The sequence below is a fragment of the Bacillus haynesii genome (assembly GCF_014042035.1).
Classification (GTDB): Bacteria; Bacillota; Bacilli; order Bacillales; family Bacillaceae; genus Bacillus; species Bacillus haynesii.
Genome location: NZ_CP059494.1, coordinates 3362349 through 3385047, shown reverse-complemented (window position 1 = coordinate 3385047; position 22699 = coordinate 3362349). Strand labels below are relative to the sequence as shown.

21 protein-coding genes are annotated in these 22699 nt (G+C 44.8%); 7 read left to right on the top strand and 14 right to left on the bottom strand.

The features are described from left to right. Positions 1 to 96 precede the first annotated feature (96 nt). Positions 97 to 1281, bottom strand: a complete 1185-nt coding sequence (locus H2R00_RS16710) for a cell shape-determining peptidoglycan glycosyltransferase RodA (RefSeq protein ID WP_182069889.1) — start codon at positions 1279 to 1281, stop codon at positions 97 to 99. Between the two features lie 278 nt (positions 1282 to 1559). On the opposite strand from H2R00_RS16710, the gene H2R00_RS16705 reads away from it, so the two are divergent. Continuing rightward, positions 1560 to 2915, top strand: coding sequence for a YjiH family protein (locus H2R00_RS16705; RefSeq protein WP_182069888.1), 1356 nt, complete (start codon positions 1560 to 1562; stop codon positions 2913 to 2915). Between the two features lie 420 nt (positions 2916 to 3335). Further along, positions 3336 to 3596, top strand: coding sequence for a spore morphogenesis/germination protein YwcE (gene ywcE, locus H2R00_RS16700; protein ID WP_020453353.1), 261 nt, complete (start codon positions 3336 to 3338; stop codon positions 3594 to 3596). Positions 3597 to 3646: 50 nt separating this feature from the next. Here the strand turns inward: ywcE and H2R00_RS16695 are convergent, their stop codons facing one another. From H2R00_RS16695 to H2R00_RS16660, 8 genes are all read right to left on the bottom strand, one after another. After that, the gene (locus tag H2R00_RS16695; protein ID WP_182069887.1) at positions 3647 to 4846 is read right to left on the bottom strand and encodes a clostripain-related cysteine peptidase; all 1200 of its coding nucleotides are present in this window, start codon (positions 4844 to 4846) and stop codon (positions 3647 to 3649) included. Positions 4847 to 4863: 17 nt separating this feature from the next. After that, positions 4864 to 5319 carry a GNAT family N-acetyltransferase gene (locus H2R00_RS16690; RefSeq protein ID WP_154998691.1) on the bottom strand — a complete coding sequence of 152 codons (456 nt, stop codon included), beginning with the start codon at positions 5317 to 5319 and terminating at the stop codon, positions 4864 to 4866. Positions 5320 to 5330: 11 nt separating this feature from the next. Then, on the bottom strand, positions 5331 to 7139 hold the full coding sequence (locus H2R00_RS16685) for an ABC transporter ATP-binding protein (protein ID WP_182069885.1): 1809 nt from the start codon (positions 7137 to 7139) through the stop codon (positions 5331 to 5333). Further along, complete coding sequence (locus H2R00_RS16680; RefSeq protein WP_244958252.1) at positions 7133 to 9058, bottom strand: ABC transporter ATP-binding protein; 1926 nt, start codon at positions 9056 to 9058, stop codon at positions 7133 to 7135. Before H2R00_RS16680 ends, H2R00_RS16685 begins: the two co-directional genes overlap by 7 nt. A 42-nt stretch (positions 9059 to 9100) precedes the next feature. Continuing rightward, a complete protein-coding gene (locus tag H2R00_RS16675) occupies positions 9101 to 11101 on the bottom strand; it encodes an asparagine synthase-related protein (protein ID WP_182069881.1) in 2001 nt (666 codons plus the stop codon). Beyond that, positions 11098 to 11562, bottom strand: a complete 465-nt coding sequence (locus tag H2R00_RS16670; protein WP_154998684.1) for a lasso peptide biosynthesis B2 protein — start codon at positions 11560 to 11562, stop codon at positions 11098 to 11100. Before H2R00_RS16670 ends, H2R00_RS16675 begins: the two co-directional genes overlap by 4 nt. Continuing rightward, positions 11562 to 11834 carry a PqqD family peptide modification chaperone gene (locus tag H2R00_RS16665; protein ID WP_003186189.1) on the bottom strand — a complete coding sequence of 91 codons (273 nt, stop codon included), beginning with the start codon at positions 11832 to 11834 and terminating at the stop codon, positions 11562 to 11564. The genes H2R00_RS16670 and H2R00_RS16665 overlap by 1 nt, the downstream gene beginning before the upstream one ends. A 359-nt stretch (positions 11835 to 12193) precedes the next feature. Continuing rightward, positions 12194 to 12826 carry a response regulator transcription factor gene (locus tag H2R00_RS16660; RefSeq protein ID WP_154998682.1) on the bottom strand — a complete coding sequence of 211 codons (633 nt, stop codon included), beginning with the start codon at positions 12824 to 12826 and terminating at the stop codon, positions 12194 to 12196. 171 nt (positions 12827 to 12997) lie between these two features. Between H2R00_RS16660 and H2R00_RS21550 the strand changes: the two genes are divergently transcribed. Beyond that, positions 12998 to 13114, top strand: a complete 117-nt coding sequence (locus H2R00_RS21550) for a lariocidin family lasso peptide (protein ID WP_425321879.1) — start codon at positions 12998 to 13000, stop codon at positions 13112 to 13114. 98 nt (positions 13115 to 13212) lie between these two features. Here H2R00_RS21550 and qoxD read toward each other — a convergent pair whose 3' ends face one another. From qoxD to galE, 5 genes are all read right to left on the bottom strand, one after another. Continuing rightward, the gene (qoxD, locus tag H2R00_RS16655; RefSeq protein ID WP_059230872.1) at positions 13213 to 13578 is read right to left on the bottom strand and encodes a cytochrome aa3 quinol oxidase subunit IV; all 366 of its coding nucleotides are present in this window, start codon (positions 13576 to 13578) and stop codon (positions 13213 to 13215) included. Next, on the bottom strand, positions 13578 to 14192 hold the full coding sequence (gene qoxC, locus H2R00_RS16650; protein ID WP_154998679.1) for a cytochrome aa3 quinol oxidase subunit III: 615 nt from the start codon (positions 14190 to 14192) through the stop codon (positions 13578 to 13580). The genes qoxD and qoxC overlap by 1 nt, the downstream gene beginning before the upstream one ends. A gap of 14 nt (positions 14193 to 14206) precedes the next feature. Then, on the bottom strand, positions 14207 to 16156 hold the full coding sequence (gene qoxB, locus H2R00_RS16645) for a cytochrome aa3 quinol oxidase subunit I (protein WP_154998677.1): 1950 nt from the start codon (positions 16154 to 16156) through the stop codon (positions 14207 to 14209). A 17-nt stretch (positions 16157 to 16173) separates the two neighbouring features. Further along, a complete protein-coding gene (qoxA, locus tag H2R00_RS16640) occupies positions 16174 to 17142 on the bottom strand; it encodes a cytochrome aa3 quinol oxidase subunit II (RefSeq protein WP_154998719.1) in 969 nt (322 codons plus the stop codon). Between the two features lie 471 nt (positions 17143 to 17613). Next, positions 17614 to 18603, bottom strand: a complete 990-nt coding sequence (gene galE, locus H2R00_RS16635) for a UDP-glucose 4-epimerase GalE (protein ID WP_182069879.1) — start codon at positions 18601 to 18603, stop codon at positions 17614 to 17616. Between the two features lie 799 nt (positions 18604 to 19402). Here galE and H2R00_RS16630 point away from each other — a divergent pair. The 4 genes from H2R00_RS16630 to H2R00_RS16615 all read left to right on the top strand — a co-directional run bounded on the left by H2R00_RS16630 (position 19403) and on the right by H2R00_RS16615 (position 22682). Continuing rightward, a complete protein-coding gene (locus tag H2R00_RS16630; RefSeq protein ID WP_003186207.1) occupies positions 19403 to 19552 on the top strand; it encodes an anti-repressor SinI family protein in 150 nt (49 codons plus the stop codon). Between the two features lie 541 nt (positions 19553 to 20093). Continuing rightward, entirely contained in the window at positions 20094 to 20657 is a 564-nt protein-coding gene (locus tag H2R00_RS16625; protein WP_182069877.1) for a flavodoxin family protein, read from the top strand. A 175-nt stretch (positions 20658 to 20832) separates the two neighbouring features. Then, positions 20833 to 21147, top strand: a complete 315-nt coding sequence (locus tag H2R00_RS16620; protein WP_154998672.1) for a DUF485 domain-containing protein — start codon at positions 20833 to 20835, stop codon at positions 21145 to 21147. Then, a complete protein-coding gene (locus tag H2R00_RS16615; protein WP_154998670.1) occupies positions 21144 to 22682 on the top strand; it encodes a solute symporter family protein in 1539 nt (512 codons plus the stop codon). Before H2R00_RS16620 ends, H2R00_RS16615 begins: the two co-directional genes overlap by 4 nt. The last annotated feature ends 17 nt before the right edge of the window (positions 22683 to 22699 follow it).

Here is a 22699-nt window from a genome sequence, read left to right as displayed (position 1 = left end):
TTCTTCATCAAAAGCACTAACTTTCATTATAGCATGAACAATCGTTCACATTGTGAAAAAGGGTGAATAAAATAACAGCCTGTATTCATCAGGCTGTTATTTGAACATATAGCTTTGATACTTTGTTAACTGGCAGCTTGAATTGTAGACAACCGCGAAGCCGATCAAGGTTGCTACGACTGAACTGCCTCCGTAGCTGACCAAAAGAAGAGGGACGCCGGTCACGGGCATAATGCCGATATTCATACCGATATTTTGAAAGGTATGAATGACAATTAAAGCGGTAAAGCCTGCACAGAAAAATGAGGCAAACCTGCTGAACGGATGTATTCGGTCGATGAGCACGACAAGCCGGTAGATTAAGAAGAAAAACATAATGACAACAAAAGTGCATCCGACAAACCCGAAACTCTCGCCGATGACGGCAAAAATAAAATCTGTTTGCGCTTCAGGAACATAGACTTGAAGATCGCTTACACCATTTCCGAATACTTTTCCCGAACCGATCGCCAGCTGCGCCCTTTCGACCTGCATTTTATCGTCGGCATTCTGTTCGCTCGGATTGACCCAGGTCATGACGCGGTTGATTTGGTATTGTTCAACCCCGAGTGCTCCAGCAACATCGGGAAATTTGATGATGACATATAAAATCAAAACAACGGCTGCAAGACCCGTTCCGAAGATAAGTGAAATCAATTTCCAGTTCACGCCCGACAGGAATACCATTACAAGAATCACAAACGCGACAATTCCGGCTGTACCCGTATCCTGTTCTAAAATCAAGCCGAACGGAACAATGATAATACCGGCGATTTTCAGCAGAAAGATACAGTCTTCTTTCAACGTACGCTTGCCGACAGGCCCGTTTTTCGACATGAAGGAAGCCAAATACATAATCAGCCCGATTTTCATAAATTCCGAGGGCTGCAGCGTAAACCCGGGAAGCATAAACCAGCTTTTGGCACCGTTGATGACCGGCGCAAACCTGTATGATCCAATATATGCCGGACTGAACTTTAACACGATCAGCATCAAAATGCCGAGCAGATAAAAATAAAAGCTGAGCTTTTCAAGCTGCTCCAAATCAAAATAAAGAAACACGATGATGATAAAGGCCCCCAGTAAATAGTAAAGGGACTGTTTCATCGCAAAAGGTTCATTATATTGATTAAACTGCTGAGCGGCATACACAGCCACAACGCTTATGATAAAAAAGACAATATAGACAAAAATCAAATCCCCCTGATAAAAGGGATTTGTAATATTCTTTTTCTGACTCATTCGAAATCCCGCCCTTATAATATGACACGATGAAATAATCCAGGAAGACGCATCCGCTTCCTCACAAATGATATGACGTACAAAAGAACAAAATGTTTCGATTTTATTGCGAACAAATTCCTATTCTATTTTAAAGGATTTTTCCAACTATTGTCGAATGTGATAAATTCATTGATTTTTGATTAATTTGTATTAAAATGAGTAATGTTGCATAAAATTAAACTTTTGCCTCCGGCAGAAGTGGTACAGAATCACCAATTCATAAGGAGTTTTTCATTTTGGATAAAGCACTTCAAAAGCGTAAACGGCTTGATCTCATAAAATTTTTGGTCCCTTCGCTCATCGGAATTATTCTGTTTATGATTCCTGTTAAAATTGAAGGAAATTTAACGATTCCGATTGCTGTTTTTTCGAATGCATTGCAGAAGCTGCTTCAGCAGCAATTGCCGTTAATCATGACGGTCATCGTAACCGCAACATTTATCTTAACCTTTATCACCAAAACCTTTCATCCGGCTTTCATTAAAAAAAGCGAGTTCTTCTATAACCTGCTGAATGTATCTTTATTTTGGTATATCGTCCGCCTGTTCGGCATGATTTTCGCAGTGATGGCGTACTTTAAGATCGGACCTGAAGCGGTTTATGCCAAGAGTACCGGCGGAACATTATTATTCAGCCTGCTACCCGTTCTTTTCTCCGTCTTTTTGTTTGCAGGCCTGTTTCTGCCGTTTCTGTTGAACTTCGGCTTGCTCGAACTGTGCGGCGCTTTGATGAAAAAGCTGATGAGGCCAGTCTTTAAGCTGCCGGGAAGGTCATCGATCGATTGTATGGCTTCATGGCTCGGCGACGGCACGATCGGCGTGCTCCTGACAAGCAAACAGTATGAAGAAGGGTTCTACACGAAGCGTGAGGCTGCCGTCATCGGCACGACTTTCTCAGTCGTCTCCATCACGTTTTGCCTCGTGATTATTTCACAGGTTAACCTTGCTCATATGTTCGTTCCATTTTATTTGACGATATTGCTGGCTGGTGCCGCAGCTGCGGTGATCAGCCCGCGGATTCCTCCTTTATCAAGAAAGGCTGATACTTATATTACAGATCAAGCGGATCATGATCAAGAGAAGATTCCCGAAGGATACACTCCGTTTCAATGGGGACTCAGCCAGGCTGTCGCAAAAGCAAAACAGAATACAAGCGTCAAAGATTTCTTGCAGGACGGAACCAAAAACGTGCTCGATATGTGGATGGGCGTCGCTCCCGTCGTCATGGCCCTCGGCACAGCCGCACTGATTGTCGCTGAATATACACCGGTTTTCAAATGGCTCGGACTGCCGTTCATCCCACTTCTCGAACTGCTGCAGGTCCCTGAAGCCGCTGAGGCCTCACAAACGCTTGTCGTCGGGTTTGCCGACATGTTCCTGCCGTCTGTGCTCGGAAGCGGGATTGAAAGCGAAATGACCAGGTTCATCATCGCCTGTGTATCGGTTACACAATTAATCTACATGTCCGAAGTCGGCGGTCTTTTGCTCGGTTCCAAAATCCCGGTGACTTTCCTTGACCTCGTCTTGATTTTTCTCGTTCGGACGCTTATTACGCTGCCTGTCATCGTACTGTGTGCCCACTTTATTTTTTAGACAAATAAAAGGCTCCCGGCGCCAACGCCGAGGGCCTTTTTTGTTTAGAAAAAATCGTTGATCCAAGGGGTCTGCGGCCTTATCGTACGATCCGCCTGTCCGCTTCTTCGCTTCCCTAAGCCTGCCGGCCTCCGTATAGGAAACGCGCGGTTCTTGGCTAACTTTCGCATGATCAATCTCCTCCACACATGTTCCCTATTCACTTCTTCTCCCCTTCACCCTTTATGTCCTACTGAAACAACGTAAAAATTGAGCCGATAGTTGGAGCGGAAAATGCTTTCCAGTATGTATCATTTTTCGAAGAACGTGGTATAATAAATGTAACAGAATGTTCACAAAATATTCTCCAATTAGACACAATTGATGTTTCATTCCGCTTTTTTTGACAGCGCTATCATTATCGAAAGGGGCTGAAAACGCATGGATATGTTTTTCGCTTACTTGCTGATTGCAAGCGCCACTCCTTTATTTTTATGGCTGGACAACAAAAAGGTCGCAATTTCTTCTATTCCGCCGATCATTTTAATGTGGGTATTCTTCTTTTTCTATATGACCAGCAGCCTTTCTCCTACAGGACACTCTCTCATGATCGTACTCTTTATTCTCAACGTTGTCATCGCCCATGTCGCCGCTTTCATCATTTACGGACTTCCATTGATTCGAAAGCACATGAGCCGATAAAAAAAGTGCCGGTTTTTCCGCCGGCGCTTTTTTTGCTGTAAAAGATACAGTTATCGATCAAAGTTAAATGTTGAATGTGAGTAATCTTTGATGAATGTTTGATACCGGCCGCTGAAGTCAAGGAGGTGGTATATGTTTGATTTTTCCGCAAACCGCTTTTGGTTGTCTCTGGCCGGATAATAAACGGACATACCGCTTCCTCTCGGGTGCTCCGGAGACTTGATGTTCATGATGACCGCCTTCTTGACGGATTTTACGACCTCTTTTGCTTCTTTTTCAGCTCCGATCTGCTGACCGATCAAGCTTGACAAATCCGCCAAATCAACCATATCCGATTCATCTGCATAATCTTCAGCAGCGAGACGTGCATAGTGAAGCATGCGCTTTCCATCCGGCTCTTTCAATGCCCGATTCATGCTTATGCTCAATCTGTCGAGGGCATCAACAGCGGCTTTGACGCGGTTCAATTGAATGAAAGACTGCTGCAGGTCTTCTGTTTCACCGTTTTCTTTTGACTGCTGTATGTAGCCTGCGGCGATTTCCCTGCCAAGTTCTTTCGGATCGATGGAAGGGTCTTCTTGTACAGACTGCAGCGCCCTTTTGTAATCCCAGCCGTTTTGATTCGTATAGTCGACTGAAGCCAGCATGTACTTTCCATAATCCTTTAAGGCATATGCCGTTTCAATCCCGGCCATTTTGCAGTTGTCAAAACCTATTAAATCAAACTTTTGCTTCGTATGTTCATAGGCTTTTTTGATTCCCGACTGGAGCTCGCTTACTTTCATTTTCTTATTGCCGAAGTTTTCGTCTCCCCCGTAGCCGTCAACGGAGCCAAGCCCATGCCCCCAGAAGATCAATACATATTTTTTAGCCGGGTATGTTTTGACTCCCCACGTGATAAAATCTGTGACGGAGCTGGGACTGTCCATATTTTTCTTCCCGATATTTTCGAGGGACACCAGCTTCTGATGTTCGACTTTCCATCTCTGATTCACCTTGTGACTGATCGACGGGATTGCCCATTTTTTTGCTCCCCCTGTCTGAAGAACGACATTGACGTTTGAAGATGAACCGGCATCCATCATTTCCTGAATATCATCGCTTGCCATATGAAAATCGCTTTCCATGTCAGATCCAATCATATATACAAGAATGGTATAGTCATCCTTTTCTTTTAATAGAGCGGCTGAGGCCGGCTGAAAAAAGGCGACTGAAATAACGGAAAAAACAATCCATTTGATCAAGTTCATCGTCTTATGCTCCTTAATTAAGATTCCGGGAAATAAATAAGAGAATAGTAGCCGTCCTCATCCGGCTGATCGTGTTCCAATGAATATCCGACTGATCTGAAGCACGCTAAGCACCTCTTGTTATCCTCTTCAATTCCGGCAAACCACTTGTTGATCCTGTTCAATTCCGGCAATGCCATCGTCCTTTTGATGAGCGCTTTTCCGTATCCCCCTCCGCGCAAAAACGGATCGACTAAAAGTGCAATGTTCCCGGTCGAATCTTCCTCAACTTCAACCATGACAACGCCGACTGGCTTGCCTTCCTTTAAAGCCGCCCATACCCGGTAGTTTTCATTCCCACCTGCAAAATTGAACCACTCGTCAAGTGGCATCATCCCTTCCAGCCGCCTTTTCACTTCTGCATCCTCAAACCAGGTCTGCAGCCATTCAATATCTTCTTTTCGAAACAGACGAAGTTCTTCTATATTGCTCATTGCTTTCTCCTTTACTGCTCGTATTTTTCAGCTTGCAGGCGATACAGCTCTGCATACTGTGCCTGATTTTTCATCAACTGTTGATGGGTTCCGGCTTCCGCCACCCTTCCTTTTTCTAAAAATACGATGTGGTCGGCAAAACGGGCCGTGCTTAACCGGTGCGAGACAATAATGACTGTTTTTCCTTGCGTCAGCTTTTGCAGCTTATCAAATATCTCTTCCTCAATAAATACATCCAGCGCAGAGGAAGGTTCATCAAATATCAAAATGTCGGCAGACTCATCACGCATAAATGCGCGAGATATCGCGACCCGCTGCCATTCTCCTCCCGACAAATTCCTGCCGCCGAACAGTCTGCCAAGCTCTGTTTCATAGCCGTCTTCAAGCTTATGCAAAAACTGATCCACTCCGCCGAAGGCCGAAGCACTTTTTATTTTAGCCAAGTTGGAGCAAGAAGAAATGTCGCCCAGGCCAATATTGTATTTCAATGTCATTTCGTACCGCAAAAAATCCTGAAACACAGCCGCGGCATTTGACCGGTAATGTTCAATATCATACTTATAAAGCGGTAAACCATTATACGAGATCGTGCCTTGATTGGGATCAAAATAACGCAGGAGCAATTTAACGAGTGTGCTTTTGCCTGATCCGTTTTCTCCCACGAGAACGGTCGTCTTATTCAATGGAATATCGAGCTTACGAATATCAAGAACCGTTTTGGTTCCAGCATAAGAAAATTCCACTTGATCACATGTAAATCCTTTTTGCTTTTGAGCAGCTGGCGCGGTTTCCCCATTTTCCATGGAATTGTTGCTGTTTAAAAAAGAATGCACATTTCCCAGGTGCCTTGTTTCTCTTGCTCCGATCGCAAACGCAGCGAACATTTCATTGATTCCTTCATTGAACTGAACCGCGGCTCCGATAAACAGCATCACATCCCCGATGGATAACACTCCATAAAAAGCCTGGTGCACGATGTAAATCAGGACAGCACCTGCGGCCAAAGATTGTAATACCGACCAGAACAACTGATAAAGCGCCAGTTTTTTTTGATCGTTGGACAGCGTATGGAGGAGCTCCATCGAAGTGTTTTTATAAAAAGATTTAAAAAAAGGAACAAGATTGTATATCTTGACCTCGCCGGCTGTTTCAGACATGAGAGGGACACCTGCATAATATTCCGCGCGCCGCCTCAGTTCCTGAACCTCTTTCCGTCCTTCAAAGGTCGCGTTGTTTAACTTCGCCTCCCAGTACAGTTTGGGGACGGCCAATATGAGAAACAACAGCGGCACCCACGGTGCAGACATGCAAATCAATAAACTGCTGGCTGCAATCATCACCATTCCGCCGAAGGTTTGAGACACGATGGATACCCACATCGTGACAAAATATTCATTATAGCGGATGATTTGTGTATTGGTATGAAAAGATGCGTCTTCAAAAGCCGCGATATCAGGAATGGAAATTGCCTTTTTCATAAGCATTTCATCAAGATAAGCTTCGAGCTTGGCGGTAAGGAGCCTTTTCTGCATTTCAGCCACAGGCTGAAGGGCATCTACGATCAGCGTAAAAGCAATGTATGCAAAGGACGCCCAAACCAGTGTATTCCAAGAAGACAGCTCAAACGGCGCCCGTGCAATCTCATCGATAACCTCTGCGCTCAGCCAGACTAGGAGCGGTCCGAGCATAGCGCCAAGCAAGGTGATCAAAAACAGAACCGCCGATTTAAAAGGATCGCAGCGCCAAAACAACGTTAAACCGTAAAATATGATGGAAGCGGTTTGAGGCAGCTTTTTGAAAAATGAATGAAACTTCAGCAATATACCTCATCCCTCCCCTGAAACGATTTGGCCTGCATGCGGAACATTCTGCTGTATTCCCCGTTTTTGTCCATGAGTTCCTGATGGCTTCCCTCTTCCGCGATTCTTCCGTTTTTCAAAACCAGTATGCGGTCAGCCATTTTTACCGTACTGAACCGATGGGAAATCATGATCACCGTTTTTCCCTCTGTGAAGCTGTGAAACTGCCGGAAAATATCATACTCAGCCCGAATATCCAAAGATGCGGCCGGCTCGTCCAATATGACAAGTCCGGCATCTTTCATAAACGATCTGGCTAAAGCGATCCTTTGCCATTGACCTCCCGAAAAATCGGTTCCGCCCCATTCAGGGCCGATCATCGTTTCCAGCCCTTCAGGCAACTCTTTGATGATCGGTTCCAGCTTGGCAGCCCGGGCGGCGGCGCGAAGTTTTTCCTCATCACCTAAAGCTTCCGTGCGGCCTATCGCGATATTGTGTCGGAGTGACAATTCGTACTTGCCAAACTCCTGAAACACGACCGCCATCCTGTTTCTCAACTCATGAAGATCGACCTGGCGGATGTCTTTCCCGTTCACTTTAATCTCACCCTCATCATATTCATAAAAGCGGCAGAGCAGTTTGATGAGCGTTGTTTTCCCAGATCCATTCGCCCCAACAATGGCAATTCTTTCTCCCGGTGATACAGAAAAGCTGATTCGATTCAGAACATCGCCTGTGTGCATGGCATCTGATTGAGGCTGCTCGTCGTGTTCCCTCATCTCTTCATCCTCAAGTTCATTGAGCATATCCAAATCTTCCTCATCCGCATCAGCTTCATTTACCCGGGAGCCGGCAGCCGCTTCTCTGAAAGGATAGCGGAAGGTTACATTTTTGAATTCGACTGCCAGCGGTCCTTCGCCCTCGAGAGATTCGCCATTGGAGGGAAGCCTGATATCCTTTTCTGCGTTCATAAAAAGAAAAAAGTCTCTTCCCATTCTCCATATATCCAACGTATCTGCACCTTCTTTGGCGATATCCCGAAGAGCCGTTGATAATTGAAACACAGCCCCTAAGTACAGCGATATATCCCCCACAGAGAAACTGCTTGAATGGGATTGGGACAGAATCCAAAAGTACCCCAAACCCGTTCCGGCCCCCGATAAGAAACCGGTTAAAACCGACCAGCGCGCGCTTCTGACTTGAATATTCCGCAGCACAGAATATAAGCCTTTAAAAGCAGATTGATATAAATCAAGAAAGAAAGACCCCAGGCCAAACAGGCGTACTTCTTTTGCCGATCGTCTCCCGAGCAGAATGTGGCGCGCATATGCAGCCCTCCTTCTGACAGGGGCGTAATCCTTGTGATATTCCCATTCCATTTCATTATAATGATTATGGACAAAAGCGAATGGAGCGGTCGACAAAATAAGGATGAAAGCAAGGACGGGCGACAGATAGGCGATGATCAAAACGACGCCCGCCAAAGACATAATGGCGGTCACCAAGTTCGAACTAATATTAATGAATTGGGAAGGTAGCCATGTCGAACGATCCCGCAGTGTTTCCAGCCGGTCCCTGTACTTTGGATCCTCAAAAAAGCGCATCCCCGGAATGCGGTCAAAAGCGTCGATTAACAAGCTGTTGACTGTGATCATCGACCTCTCAGAAAGCATTGCCTTTACCCATTTTTCCAATGATTTAACGACACTGATCATGACCAAGCTTCCCGCATAAATGACAGCCCATATTTCCGCATGGATGACGGCTTCCTGCTCGACAATGCCGTCGATCATTTCCTTTGAAGCGTACAATTGGATTAAAGGTGCCCCGGCTTCGATCAGCATGAAGAAAACCATGCAAATCATCAGCCACGGGCCGGATTTCCAGACCATTTTCCCAAGCAGGCCCGCCGTTTGCAGCGGCTCTTGGATATGCTTCATCTTCCACACATGCTTCACCTTCATTTTCTATACCTATTGTGGTCATTGATACGAGTATATTTTGGCTTTCTCCGGCGTATTGACGGTTTCGATATCAGCCATGACCCTTGGTTTTCCCGGACGGCTCCGTTCGAGAAGATGCTCCTTCCCCTTCGATGCTTCCCTGAGCCATATTTCCAAGTCAATGACAGATCTCATATACTGATAGCCCATGCCCAGATCATTATTTGGATCTTCAGAGCGGATAGCCATAGCCAGCAAGTGTTTCCACCATATATCGCGCTTAATGATGCCGAGTTCTTCAACGAAGACGCGCTCTCCCGGTTCAAATAGCTGAAGGATGTGTCTGCGGTCATTCATAAAGCTTTTCCTGGCCATATGGGCATATGTTGTTTTCGTTGATCTGTTATATACATAGGCAGGCAGGATATCGGTGAAAGATTTGCGAAGAAGCATTTTAGAGCCTGCATAATGTTCTTCAAGCCCTTTTAAAACATCAAAATGCTGTTCAGGCGGTACAGAAAATGAAAATTCGATCAGCCGCCGATCCAAAAACGGATGGTACGTAGGCAATGTCACACCAACGGCATCCATGTACCTCGCTCTCGGCCACAAAAAGTCAAAATGAAACCTCTTGCCCCACACTGAGAGCTCCCGGCTTTTTCGATAGCGAAGATGATCTTCCTTATTGATCTCCCGTTCTCTCTTTCGGTGTTCTTCAGTAAAATATTCAGGCAGCTCATATTCCGTATCTGACCACAGCAAGTCATAATAGAGCTTTTCGCCGATATAAGGCATGAAAGGGGCGATTCCGTATTGAAATCCGAGTTTCAGCATCTCTTTCACGCTGCCGCCTGACCATTCGCGAAGCAATTTGTAGATTTCAGAAAAACGTCTCTGCCGAAGCAGAGAATCGATCACTGACACTTCACCGCTAAAAATGAAATCCCCGCCCTCACCTGTAAGGACAGACGAAGCACCATACTCCTCAGCGATCACTGTAAAAGTCTCATTAACCAGTGAATTGGCTCTCGGATCAGGACCGTCTACAAACCAAAGCGGATCACGCCCGATTTCCGCGTTTGGAATTTTGGCTGTAGCGTCTCCAAGAATGATCAGGCCGGGGATGTCCATATCTCGCATCATATTTTTTACAAGGTCCTTATCATGGCTTAATATCATGTCAGGTTCGGCAAATGATATGTTGACGGCCAGCAGCTGTTCCTTGCATCCGCCTGCCACTGCTGCGGCGGTTACAGCAGCTGAATCCAGTCCGCCGCTTAATTCGACAATATGCTTTTGATCTTTTAAACGATCTGCTGTCACTTCCTGAAAAAGCTCCCGGAACCGCGGAACAGCGTCTCCGGCAAGATCTTTCACGTTTAACAGCTGCGGAAGTCCCCAATAGCTGTGCACGTGAACCTCATGATCCCGGCCGAGAACAGCGTAGGACGCCGCAGGCACTTTGCGTATTCCTTTAAAAAACGTCCGATCTTCAAAGCCGTTTTCTCCTACAGCAAAGCCTGAAGTAGGAAACATTCTGCACACATCTTGATCGATGGCAAAAGGAATGTCATGAATAAGCAAAAGGATGCGCAAGTCATTCGCTGCAAACCATTCTCCTTTCGGACTGACCCAGTAGTAAACCGGACGGGTTGCGTATATATCAGTCGCCAAAACAAGGCTATGCAGACTGTCATCCCACCACATCATTGTAAACTCGCCATGCGAGTGAGAAAGCATGGCAGCTTTGTCCTGCTTCAATGACGCGTATAGCTTGTCATCATGTTCAATTTTTCGGGTGCCATCCGACTTTGCGTTAAGACCGCCGCTGATCCAGCCGTCTAAGATGACGGGGTGCAAAAGGTTTGTTTGGGTCGAAGGTCTAAAAGCTTCATCGTATCGGATATGCGCTTCAGCCATGTTTGCGATCCCGCTGCTGTAGCTGTGAATCTGTTCCGCCCGCCCCCATCTCTTGACGGCGGAAACCCACTCTTGCCATGCAACGGTGTTGTCTCCCTGCATTCCAAACCATATTTTCATACTAGAGATAACACCCACCTTTCAGCATAAGCGCTCATCTTATACATCTGTAAAACTTTTAAATTCTTATTTTTATGATTCGGATCGATCGATTGGCCGTTTTCCATTTGAACCCACGCATGAGAAAACAGCTTGTCATCAATTTTCTTGACTCCGATCACGAGATCAGCATCAGATCCATTGCTGAATAATATAGATTGAATCGTCAAGGCAATAGAAACGCATGAAGTGACCAAATGGTCGTCTTCATCAAGCGAATACAAATATTCGCCGTGCCGGTGCAGTTCGTCTATATCATGAAGCCCTGCGCCTCTTTGCTTTGCGCTCGCATACAGCGGAAACAGATGGATCGCAATGTTTTCATAAGCTTCTTCAAAGTCATGATTTAACAGCATCATACGTACAAAAGCATGAACGGTTGTAAAATACTCATGATTTTTGACAGGCGCTCTTTTTTTCATCAGCTTTTATCCTCTATTTTAATCAGCTTGTGATGTGTCAGTTCCTGTATCGCCTCATTTAATATCGCTGACAGTTCTTCCTCCGTCTGATCGAACGCCGATTGCCACTTGATCAGAATATCTTTTTTATCCTTTCGTTCATTTTCAATTTCGATCCATAGCTCTTTTAAAGCCCCTTCCAATCCGAAATACTGCCCATTGTCCAGGTTTAGGACGATGCATTCATTCTCCAACACGGTTGTCGCTGTCTCTTGATTTCGAATAATTTTCAAAGTTAGACCTCCCCGGTATGCATGATTTCAGAAAAATAAAGGAGAAGAGAGCCGGTAAGCTCTCTTTCAGCACTTTATGCATGATGTTCTTTCTACTCCCCAGGCGAATGCCGTTATCATATTAGCGCTGGAGCGTTTTAAAAAGAGCCTGCAATGCAACGATACTCCTGAATTTACCAACTGATCACATGAATCAGATTATCACAGGACAATATCAAAAAAACCGCAAAAAACTACCGAAAACCGACATGATTAGCCAACTGCATCAATGGGCCATTATTACGGGATTTATTCGGAGGAAAAAGAAAAAGAGAGCCTATCGACTCTCTTTTGCAGGGAAAAACGAATATATACCTTGTTTAAGCTTTCTGCTTGATCAAATTAAGCATCGTTCCTTTTTTTACTGCACAGTACCGCGACGTTACTTTTAGTTTTTTATAGATTTTGCTCAAGTGATACTCTACGTTGCGCGTCGACATTTGTAAGTCTGCTGCGATCTCTTTATTTGTTTTACCGCTGGCCACCTTCTGCAAAATATCCAGTTCTGTGTCTGTTAAATGCTCGTCCACCGCGAGATCGGAGTCGAGCCTCAGTCTTTGCAGCAAGCCGTCGGGAAATAACACAGCCCCTTTTAAACACAATAAAATACTCGAAGCAATCATGCTGTCTGTATACGATTTATCGATAAACCCTTTGACTCCGGCTTCGATCAGCTTATTAAAATATGAGTGAATTTCATCTCCCGAAAACATAATGATAATTTTGGATTGTGGTGCGATTTCCAGCGTTTTAAGAGACAGTTCCAACCCGTTCATCCCCGGCATTTTTAAATCATAAAGAAAAACGTCTATATGTACCTCTTGATTTTTTAAGAGGTCGAGAGCTTCATTTCCTTCGTGGCAAACGATGACATCCATATTATATTTTTTTAATATTTCCTTCATTCCGGATGTCAGAACCCTGTAGTCGTCTACTAACAACACGCGAATCATCAGTAACACTCTCCTTAAGTCAGTTTCCTCCGAACAAATACCGCAATAAAAACCCCATGAATAGAATTGAAGGATGATGTCGGGTTTTAGTGCCTTTTTGTGGTTTTTACCACTTTATTCTATGATAGCATGAATATGTAATCAACTGGAAGTAATAAGGAGGTGACACAAATGCGCAAATTGGAAAATGCTCAAGTTAAAAACTATGGTACATTCCTGACTGTTACTCTTTCTAAAAAGAGCAAGCCGGGCGACGGCAAATTCGGCCGCGGCGTAAAACGCGGTTAAGAGTGTATGAGAAAGAGAGAGCCTGCGGCTCTCTCTTTTTCTGTTCAGCAATCAAAAAAGAGTGCGGACAATTAAATCCGCACTCTTTTACCAATCAATTAATGTCCGCTGTGCTCAGAATGTTTTGCACCTGGAGAACCGCCCTCAGGGTTGTCTCCGTGATAGTTGTGAGCAGCGAAGATCCAGACGGAACCGGCAATAATCGCAACCGCAATAAATGCGGCAAACAACGTATTCCCGACTTGGATTTTGCCGCTGTCACTTTCAGTCATATGCATAAACATTAAGAGCTGAAGTCCAGCTTGGATGATCGCAAAACCGAAAATAATCCACAGCTTTGCAGCCATGCTTAAATCCGTATAGATCACCCACAAGGCCAATAAGGTCAGCACAATGGACAACACGAACCCGACAACATGCTTCCAAGGAAAGTGGCTGTGTTCAGCCGATTGTTTTGCTGCCATTATACATTCACCAACCCTATCAAATAGACACCGGTAAAGATGAAGATCCATACCACGTCTAAGAAGTGCCAATACAAACTTGAGATAAACAGCTTAGCAGACGTTTGCGGGGTTAGGCCGCGCTTTTTCGTCTGAAGCAAAATGCCGATAATCCAGAAGATACCGATCGATACGTGCAGTCCGTGCGTTCCCAATAGAACAAAGAAAGATGACCAGTAAGCACTTGTCGATAAAGTGGCACCTTCGTGTACATAATGATTGAACTCATAAAGCTCATAGCCGACAAAGCCAGCACCAAGCAACAGGGTAATGATCATCCAGATCATCACGCCTTTCAAACTGCCGCGGCGCATCTCATGCACTGCAATGCCGCATGTGAAACTGCTCGTTAACAGCAGGAACGTCATGATTAAAACGAGCTTTGCATCGAACAGTTCTGCCGGCAGTACACCTCCCGCTGTTCTGTTATGAAGAACAGCGTAGGTCGCAAATAACGTAGAGAATAAAGCAATCTCCGCTCCAAGAAAAATCCAAAAGCCAAGGATATTCAACCTTCCTGTTTCAGAACGGTATTCCATAGGAGCGTTAGAATTGCTGTGCTCTGCATGTTCCATCAATCCCGCCTCCTTTACTTGGCATTCTTTCGTTCAGTCTCTTTTATTTCCTCAACACTTACATAGTAGCCGTCGTCATATTCAAATGAACGAAGAATCATACAAAGGAATACACCGATCAGACCTACGATTCCCATCCAGAACCATTCAAAGACAAGCCCGAATCCAGCAAATCCGAAGCATAATGACATGATAAACGGACGGCCTGAATTGCTCGGCATATGAATCTTTTTAAACTTGCTTTCAGGATGAATCTCGACATTGTCTTCCTTCATTTGCGCAAATGCGTCAGGTGATGTGACCTCAGGCAGAACCGCAAAGTTATAGTGCGGCGGGATCGCAGAAGATGTAGCCCATTCAAGCGTACGACCCATTCCCCAAGCATCTCCTGATTCCTCGCGTTTTGAATGACGGAAGCTGTAGAAAATGTTGTAGCAGAGAACGATGAACCCTGCGGCCATCAGCAATGCGCCGAATGTCGCAATCATGTTCAATGCAGTCCAGCCGTCTTCTGCTCCGTATGTGTAAATACGGCGAGGCATTCCCTGCAATCCAAGGAAATACATCGGGAAGAAACAGATGTTAAAGCCTGTCATGAACAGCCAGAAGAACCATTTTCCGATGCGTTCGTTCAGTTTGTGACCGAACATTTTCGGATACCAGAAGATAAATCCGGCGAAACATGCAAACACAGTACCCGCGATCAGCACGTAGTGGAAGTGCGATACGAGGAAGTATGTGTTGTGATATTGATAATCCGCAGCTGCCATCGCAAGCATAACGCCCGTAACACCGCCGATGACGAAGTTCGGAATAAATGCAAGCGACCACAGCATCGGCGTTGTGATTTTGATTCTGCCTCGATGCAGCGTCAACAGCCAGTTAAAGATTTTAACCCCGGTCGGCACCGATATCGCCATCGTCGTAATCGAGAAGAACGAGTTGACCGCCGCGCTGTTGCCCATTGTGAAAAAGTGATGCAGCCAAACGACAAAGCTGAGAACCGAAATCGCAACAATGGAATAAACCATCGCTTTATAGCCGAACAGCTGCTTTCTAGCAAATGTTGCAATGATTTCTGAAAAAATACCGAAAGCAGGCAAAATAACGATGTAAACCTCAGGATGTCCCCAAATCCAGAACAGGTTCGCCCACAGCATCGGCATACCGCCGTTCGCCAAGGTGAAAAAGGCTGTTCCGAACAAGCGGTCAAATGTCATCAGCGCCAAAGCCACTGTCAAGACAGGGAAGGCGAAAATGATAATCACACAAGTGATCAGCGTTGTCCAAGTGAACATCGGCATCCGCCATAGGGTCATGCCTTTTGTACGCATTTTCAGGATGGTAACCATAAAGTTGATCCCGGTGAGAAGCGTACCGATACCCGCGATCTGAAGTCCGAGCAAGTAATAGTTCTGCCCAGGTCCGGGACTCAGCTCATTGCCTGCAAGCGGCATGTAAGCCGTCCATCCTGCATTCGGCGATCCGCCGATGACGAATGAAATATTAAACAGCATCGCTCCGACCATGAAGGTCCAGAAGCTCAAGTTGTTCAAGTAAGGATATGCAACGTCCCGCGCACCGATTTGAAGCGGCACGACCACGTTCATTAATCCAATAAGAAACGGCATCGCCATGAAAATGATCATGATCGTACCGTGTGTCGTAAATACTTCATTATAGTGGTTGGAATCTAAAAAGCCGTTATTAGGAAGCGTGAGCTGGGCACGCATCATTAACCCGTCGACACCGCCGCGGAAAAACATAATCACTGCGGCAATAAGGTACATGATTCCTAAACGTTTATGATCGACGGTGGTAATCCACTCTCTCCAAAGCCATTTCCATTTTTTGAAGTATGTCAGCACAAATACGATTGCAATGGATGTAAGCAAAATGGAAATCTGTGCTCCAAGAATTAATGGGTCACCTGTAATTATGAATTCGTCCCATTTCAAATTCATGCAAGCTTCCTCCTTTCCTAGTGAGAATCTTGGTCTTCAGATTGTTTTTGATCTTTGTTTGTTTTCACGTCTTCAAACGGATCTGATTTTGAGTGCGGAGACACTGGTTTATAGCCCAATCTTTCGCGCGCTTTAATGGCGTATTCCGCATCATTTCCGTGATTAACGTACTTCAGGTGTGTTGATGAGAACGTCATTTCGTCCGCATGCTGAGGAAGCATCAGTTCATCGTACTGGTTTTTCGTCAGCTTAGGAGCTTCTTTCTGCGTTTTCTTCACCCAGTCATTAAACTTGCTTTCAGATACCGCATTGACATTAAACTGTTGTTCTGCAAAGCCTTCACCTGTGAAGTTTGCATTTCGGCCTTTATAAGTACCCTCATGGTCTGCCTGTAAATATTGCTCCATTTCCATTCCGGACATAGCATATTTTTGCCCGCCAAGCTGCGGGATCCACAGTGATGCCATAGAGTCGGCAGATGAGATTTTAAACAAGATCGGTCTGTCTGTCGGGATATTCAAATAGTTGACCGTTTCGATATCCTGTTCCGGATAGCTAAATACCCATTTCCAATCGACAGATGTAGCATATACGACCAAAGGTTCCTTGTCCTTTGATGCTTTTGGAGCCTCTTCTAGAGAATAAATTGTTTGAACTGTCGGCACTGACAGCGCAATAACAATTAAAATTGGAACCACTGTCCAGACGATTTCTAAAAATGTATTGCCTTCTACTTCCGGGCTGTAAGGAGACTTTCTGTCTTTACGCTCACGGTATTTTACAATCATCACAGTAAAAAGGACAAATACGACCGCTACGATAAACAGCATAAATCCAATCGATAATAGAATAAGATCTCTTTGCTGCGAAGCAACCGGTCCTTTAGGATCCAATACCGCGATTTGACTGCAGCCGCCCAATAAAAAAACGGAGGAAAGCAAAGTCAGCATAATCAGTGGTTTAAATGCTCTGAACAAGAGGATCACCATCCTTCCTTAATGATGTCTAAAATTTGGTCAGAATATCTAAGATAAAAGGATTCTGAAAAACTTTTTTCTTCTACCTTGCTATGCTATCAAAATCTTCACCAATTAGCCTTATTTTTTTCGATTGTTCACCTTTTTTTCACCCAAATGTCACAAAATCGTCAAATTTTGTTCATGATATTATGAATAACGAAGGAAATAGACTGGTAATTTTTTAGTTCTTTTTACACACATAGCAAGCGTTGACAAATCCCTCCGAAACAAAAAATCTGTCAAATTTAGGTTTACCACAATAAAAAACTTTGGTCAATCATTAATTTAACATTGTTAAATTTTTTCAAGGTGAATCATTATCTTCCTCCATTCCTTTTCCCTGCTGACAACCCGCTTTAAACTTCAGAACAACAAAAAAGAGCTTCCTTCTGTAACTGAAAGCTCTTTTTTATCCTATTTAATAGTTGTTATCGCATTCTAGCTTTGATAGCCGTTCGGATGTGCTTTAAACCACTTCCACGCGCTGTCAATGATCGTTTCCAGTTCGGCGTATTTCGGCTGCCATCCAAGTTCTTTCACGGCTTTTTCCGAAGAGGCGATCAGCTGTGCCGGATCTCCTGCGCGCCGCTCTGCAACCTCCGCCGGTATCGGACAGCCTGTCACTTTCCGGGCTGTTTCAACGACTTCTTTGACTGAGAAGCCCGTGCCGTTTCCGAGATTGTATACGGCGCTTTCTCCGCCGTTCCGAAGCCTTTCGACAGCGAGGATATGCGCGTCAACCAGGTCCATCACATGGATGTAGTCTCTGATGCACGTGCCATCCGGAGTCGGATAGTCGTCGCCGAAAATCATAATCTTGTCCCGTTTGCCAAGCGCGACTTGAAGAATGATCGGGATCAGGTGCGTTTCAGGCTGATGATCCTCACCGATCAAACCGTCTACATGCGCCCCGGCAACATTAAAGTAGCGAAGGACGACATGACGGATTCCGTATGCTTTTTCAGACCACTTCAGCATTTTTTCAATGGCAAGCTTTGTTTCCCCGTACGGGTTTGTCGGATCCGTCGGATCTGTTTCCATAATCGGCACCCGATCCGGTTCTCCGTATGTTGCAGCGGTTGATGAGAAAACAATTTGCTTCACATCGAACTCTTTCATGACCTTTAACAGGCAGACGGCTCCGTAAACATTGTTGTCATAATATTTGAGAGGATCTGTTACGCTTTCTCCAACCAATGAATCGGCCGCGAAATGCATAACAGCCTCAATGTCGTTTTCCTGAAACACTTTTCTCAAGAATGCTCCATCACGCAGATCCCCATGATAGAAAGAAGCTCCCTTTAAAGCCGCCTCTTCATGTCCGGTTTGCAGGTTATCAATAATCACGACTTCTTCATTGCGGCTTAACAGTTCCGCTACAGCATGGCTTCCAATATAGCCCGCCCCTCCGCATACTAATATTGCCAATTGATTTCTCTCCTTTCAGCGGCGTTATCCTTCTATTTTAAATCTATAAAACGCCTGAGAATCTCTTTTTCAATCCCAAGATGATATATTTACTTTTTCATTTTACCACCTTCAGCATTTTCCAGCTTATATTTTCATCATTTCCTCAAATAAAAACTTGGGGTAAAACAAATTGAGAGACCCCTGTTCCATTAAATACCTTACAAGGAATAGTTCGGGTTTTTATCCATAACAATGGTTATTCCTTGGTGAAATAACGCGATATTGAGGCAAAAGCTATACTTTTTTCACTGCATTTGAAACCAATGTTCTTTTTTTCCACTTAATGCTGGTCGATAATAGTATTTTCGTATTACCCTTCTTTAACCCATACAGCAACTAAGCCCAAAGAACCCTCTCTATCCACTATGTCTTTAATCTAAATAATCCCTACAAATCCTTGATTCTCCAATATTTCTACACAATAATCTCTCAAAAAACCCTTCCTTATTTTTAGAAAATTCAAAGGATATTCGGCTGCAATTGAGAAATTCTTAATAGGGAAAATTGATCATTTTTATTTGAATACTATCCAGTCAGTAATTGATTGTTTATTATTATAAGTAAGAATCTAAGATTTTTTGGTTTTTTTAGTCAGTTATTTAGGGAATAGGTAGGTTTATCAATGATGACTTTGTGAATTTTTTATGAAATTTGTCATTGTTTTCACATGGCTGTTGTTTTATAACTTTTATTGCATCTCAAAGAAAAACCTTTTTTTCTCTGAGGTGAACAACGTCTTATCATATTGGAGGAAGCTATGAATACTCAAACGAAACACAAGTTGGACAAAGATTGGGTGATTTTGATGAAGGAGGCGAAAAAACTTGGGCTGCAAATTGAAGATGTGAAAGAATTTCTTCGCAGTCAGCCCATCCAAAGCGATGCTGAAAAACAGATAAAGCAATAAGCGTTTAGAAGCATCAGTTATCCAAAAAAAAACAGGCGGTTCTGTTGAATCTTGGTCTATCAAGATGATCCAACCGGCTGTTTTAACGAGTGTTTTAATTGATAATGACGTATTTGAGCAGCAGGCTTGCTGCCTGTGTATACATTCTGACTGCTCCATATAAACGCGCATTTTAAGGAGCAGCCTTACCTTTTGCCCTGTACATAGGTCGTTTCATTTTTCCAGCTTCACTCTCTTAAGGGGTACCAGACCGGATTGATTAAGGCGTTTTAGAGGCATTGCTGACCAACGCTGATGTCAGCAGCCCCATACACTTTCTTCTGCATCGGTTTCGATTGCCTTTCTCCTGATAGGGGGCGGAGCTTTTGGCCTTGATCCTTCAGATAACATCCTCTGGCTTCCTTTCCATCCTCTCTTTTCTATTATGCATTTGCCTATATAATCGTTTTTTCCGATGGTAAATATCTAAAATATCAATTTTACTGATGGTTGTTGTTATCTTAAACTGAATTCATGACCGATTCCAAGGAGGATGATGAATATGGGGATAGCAGCAATCTGCGGAAGCTCCCGCGAAAACGGAAATACGGAAGAACTGGTGAATCGATTAGTAGACGGACTTGATGCCGATAAGATATACCTGCGAAACTATCACATTGAGCCCGTATCAGACTACAGGCACAGCAATAAAGCCCCTTTTTATCCTGATGATGACTACAGAGGCCTGATCAGCCGGGTGTTGGAGAAGGATATCCTGATTTTCGCCACCCCGATCTATTGGTACGGAATGTCGGGTTTGATGAAAAACTTTATTGACCGCTGGTCACAGACATTGGTTGAGAACGGGAGATCTGCATTTAAACAGGAAATGGCGAAAAAAACAGTCTATGTCGCGGCTGTCGGGGACGATGATCCCCGCTTGAAAGGGCTGCCGCTCATTCAACAGTTTCAATACATCTTTGACTTTATGAACATGACATTCGACGGCTATCTGCTCGGCAAAGGGAACAAGCCCGGCGGCGTGATGACAGATCGGGCAGCGATGGTGGCTGCAAATGAATTGAGAAGGAAGCTGGCAGAGTCGGAAACGGGGCGGAAGGCATGACAAATGAAAAGGTGAATAAACGGTTCCATTTATGGAAAAAACATTTATTCGAGATGATCAGGTCTTTCATCTTATATAAATAAGAGGCTTTGTGAAAATTGAAGAATAAATCCGGAGCTTGTTACATACCTTTGTTGTATCTTTTCAGACAAATACAAGGAGGGGCAAAGACCAAATGAGAGAAGGCAAAATAGATTACAGCAAAGCTGCGGCATCTCCGGAGTTCCAGCGGTTGTTAAAGCGGAAACGGGCTTTTATTGTACCGATGACGATTTTCTTTTTGCTCTTTTATTTCCTGCTGCCAGTTATGACATCATACTTCACATTTTTGAATCAGCCGGCAGTCGGATCCATCACATGGGCATGGGTTTTCGCGATTGCTCAGTTTGTTATGACGTGGACGCTGTGCATTATGTATACGAAAAAAGCCGGTGAATTCGATCAAATTGCAAACGATTTCAAAAAGAAGATTGGAGGCGTTGATTCATGAGTGCCACAGCCTTTATTCTGTTTCTTGCCATTGTCGCTCTCACGCTTGTCATTACGTATTTCGCAGCCAAACAGACAAAAACAGCCAATGAGTTTTACACGGCGGGAGGGGGACTTACCGGCATTCAAAACGGACTGGCTATCGCGGGAGATTACATGTCAGCGGCTTCTTTCCTCGGAATTGCCGGGATGATCGCTTTGAACGGGTTTGACGGTTTTTTCTACAGTATCGGCTTCCTCGTCGCATATTTAGTCGTGCTTTATATTGTGGCAGAACCGCTCCGAAACCTCGGCAAATTTACAATGGCGGACATGATTGCCTCCCGTTTTAAACAAAAGAAAATTCGCGGTGTCGCCGCATTAAACACGATCACGATCTCCACCTTTTATATGATTGCACAGTTAGTCGGCGCCGGCGCGTTGATCAAGCTTCTGCTCGGCATCGATTATACGCTGGCAGTGTGCATTGTCGGGGTTTTGATGACCATCTACGTCGTATTCGGAGGAATGATTGCAACCAGCTGGGTCCAGATTATCAAGGCCGTTCTCTTGATGGCGGGAACGCTCATCATTTCAGTCATCGTTTTTTCAAAATTCGGCTTCAGCCTGACAAACATGTTTGAACAAATGAAAACAGCTACTCCGCTCGGGGCGGATTTTTTGAACCCCGGCAATAAGTATAAGGTTCCTCTTGAAACACTTTCTCTCAATTTGGCGCTCGTCCTCGGAACAGCCGGCCTGCCCCACATTCTCATCCGGTTTTATACAGTGAAAGATGCCAAAACGGCCAGGAAATCGGTTATCTCGGCTACATGGATTATCGGTATATTTTATATTATGACGGTCTTTCTCGGTTTTGGTGCTGCCGCGTTTGTCGGTTTTGAAAACATTTTAGCTGCCGATAAAGCGGGGAACATGGCTGCGCCACTGCTTGCTCAGGCGCTCGGCGGAGATTTTCTGTTCGCCTTCGTCTCAGCCATCGCTTTCGCAACGATTTTGGCGGTGGTCACAGGACTTGTTCTGTCGGCGGCATCCGCCTTTGCGCATGATATATACAGCCAGATTATCAGAAAAGGCGCGGCTACGGAAAAAGAGCAAATGGTTGCTGCAAGGTGGGCTTCCATCGGCGTATCCGTCCTTTCGATTCTGCTTGCTGTCTTCGCCCAATCGCTGAATGTCGCGTTTCTTGTCTCGCTTGCATTTGCCGTGGCGGCAAGCGCCAATCTGCCGCTCATTATCTTCACCGTCTTCTGGAAAAGATTCAATGCGTCCGGCGCTTTGGCCGGCAGTCTGACCGGTCTTTTAAGCGCGCTGATCCTCGTCTCCATCAGCCCGAGCGTCTGGGACCCGGCCGGAAACGCCATCTTTGTCGGAGAACCGCTGATCCCGCTTTCCAACCCGGGAATCATCTCCATTCCGCTCGGCTTTTTAGGCGCTTATCTCGGAACGATTCTGTCTTCAAAAACCCCTGATCAAGAAGCATTTGCAGAAATTCAGGTCAAAGCGCATACAGGCATCCACATGGATCAATCTTAAACCGTATCGAGCCCGAA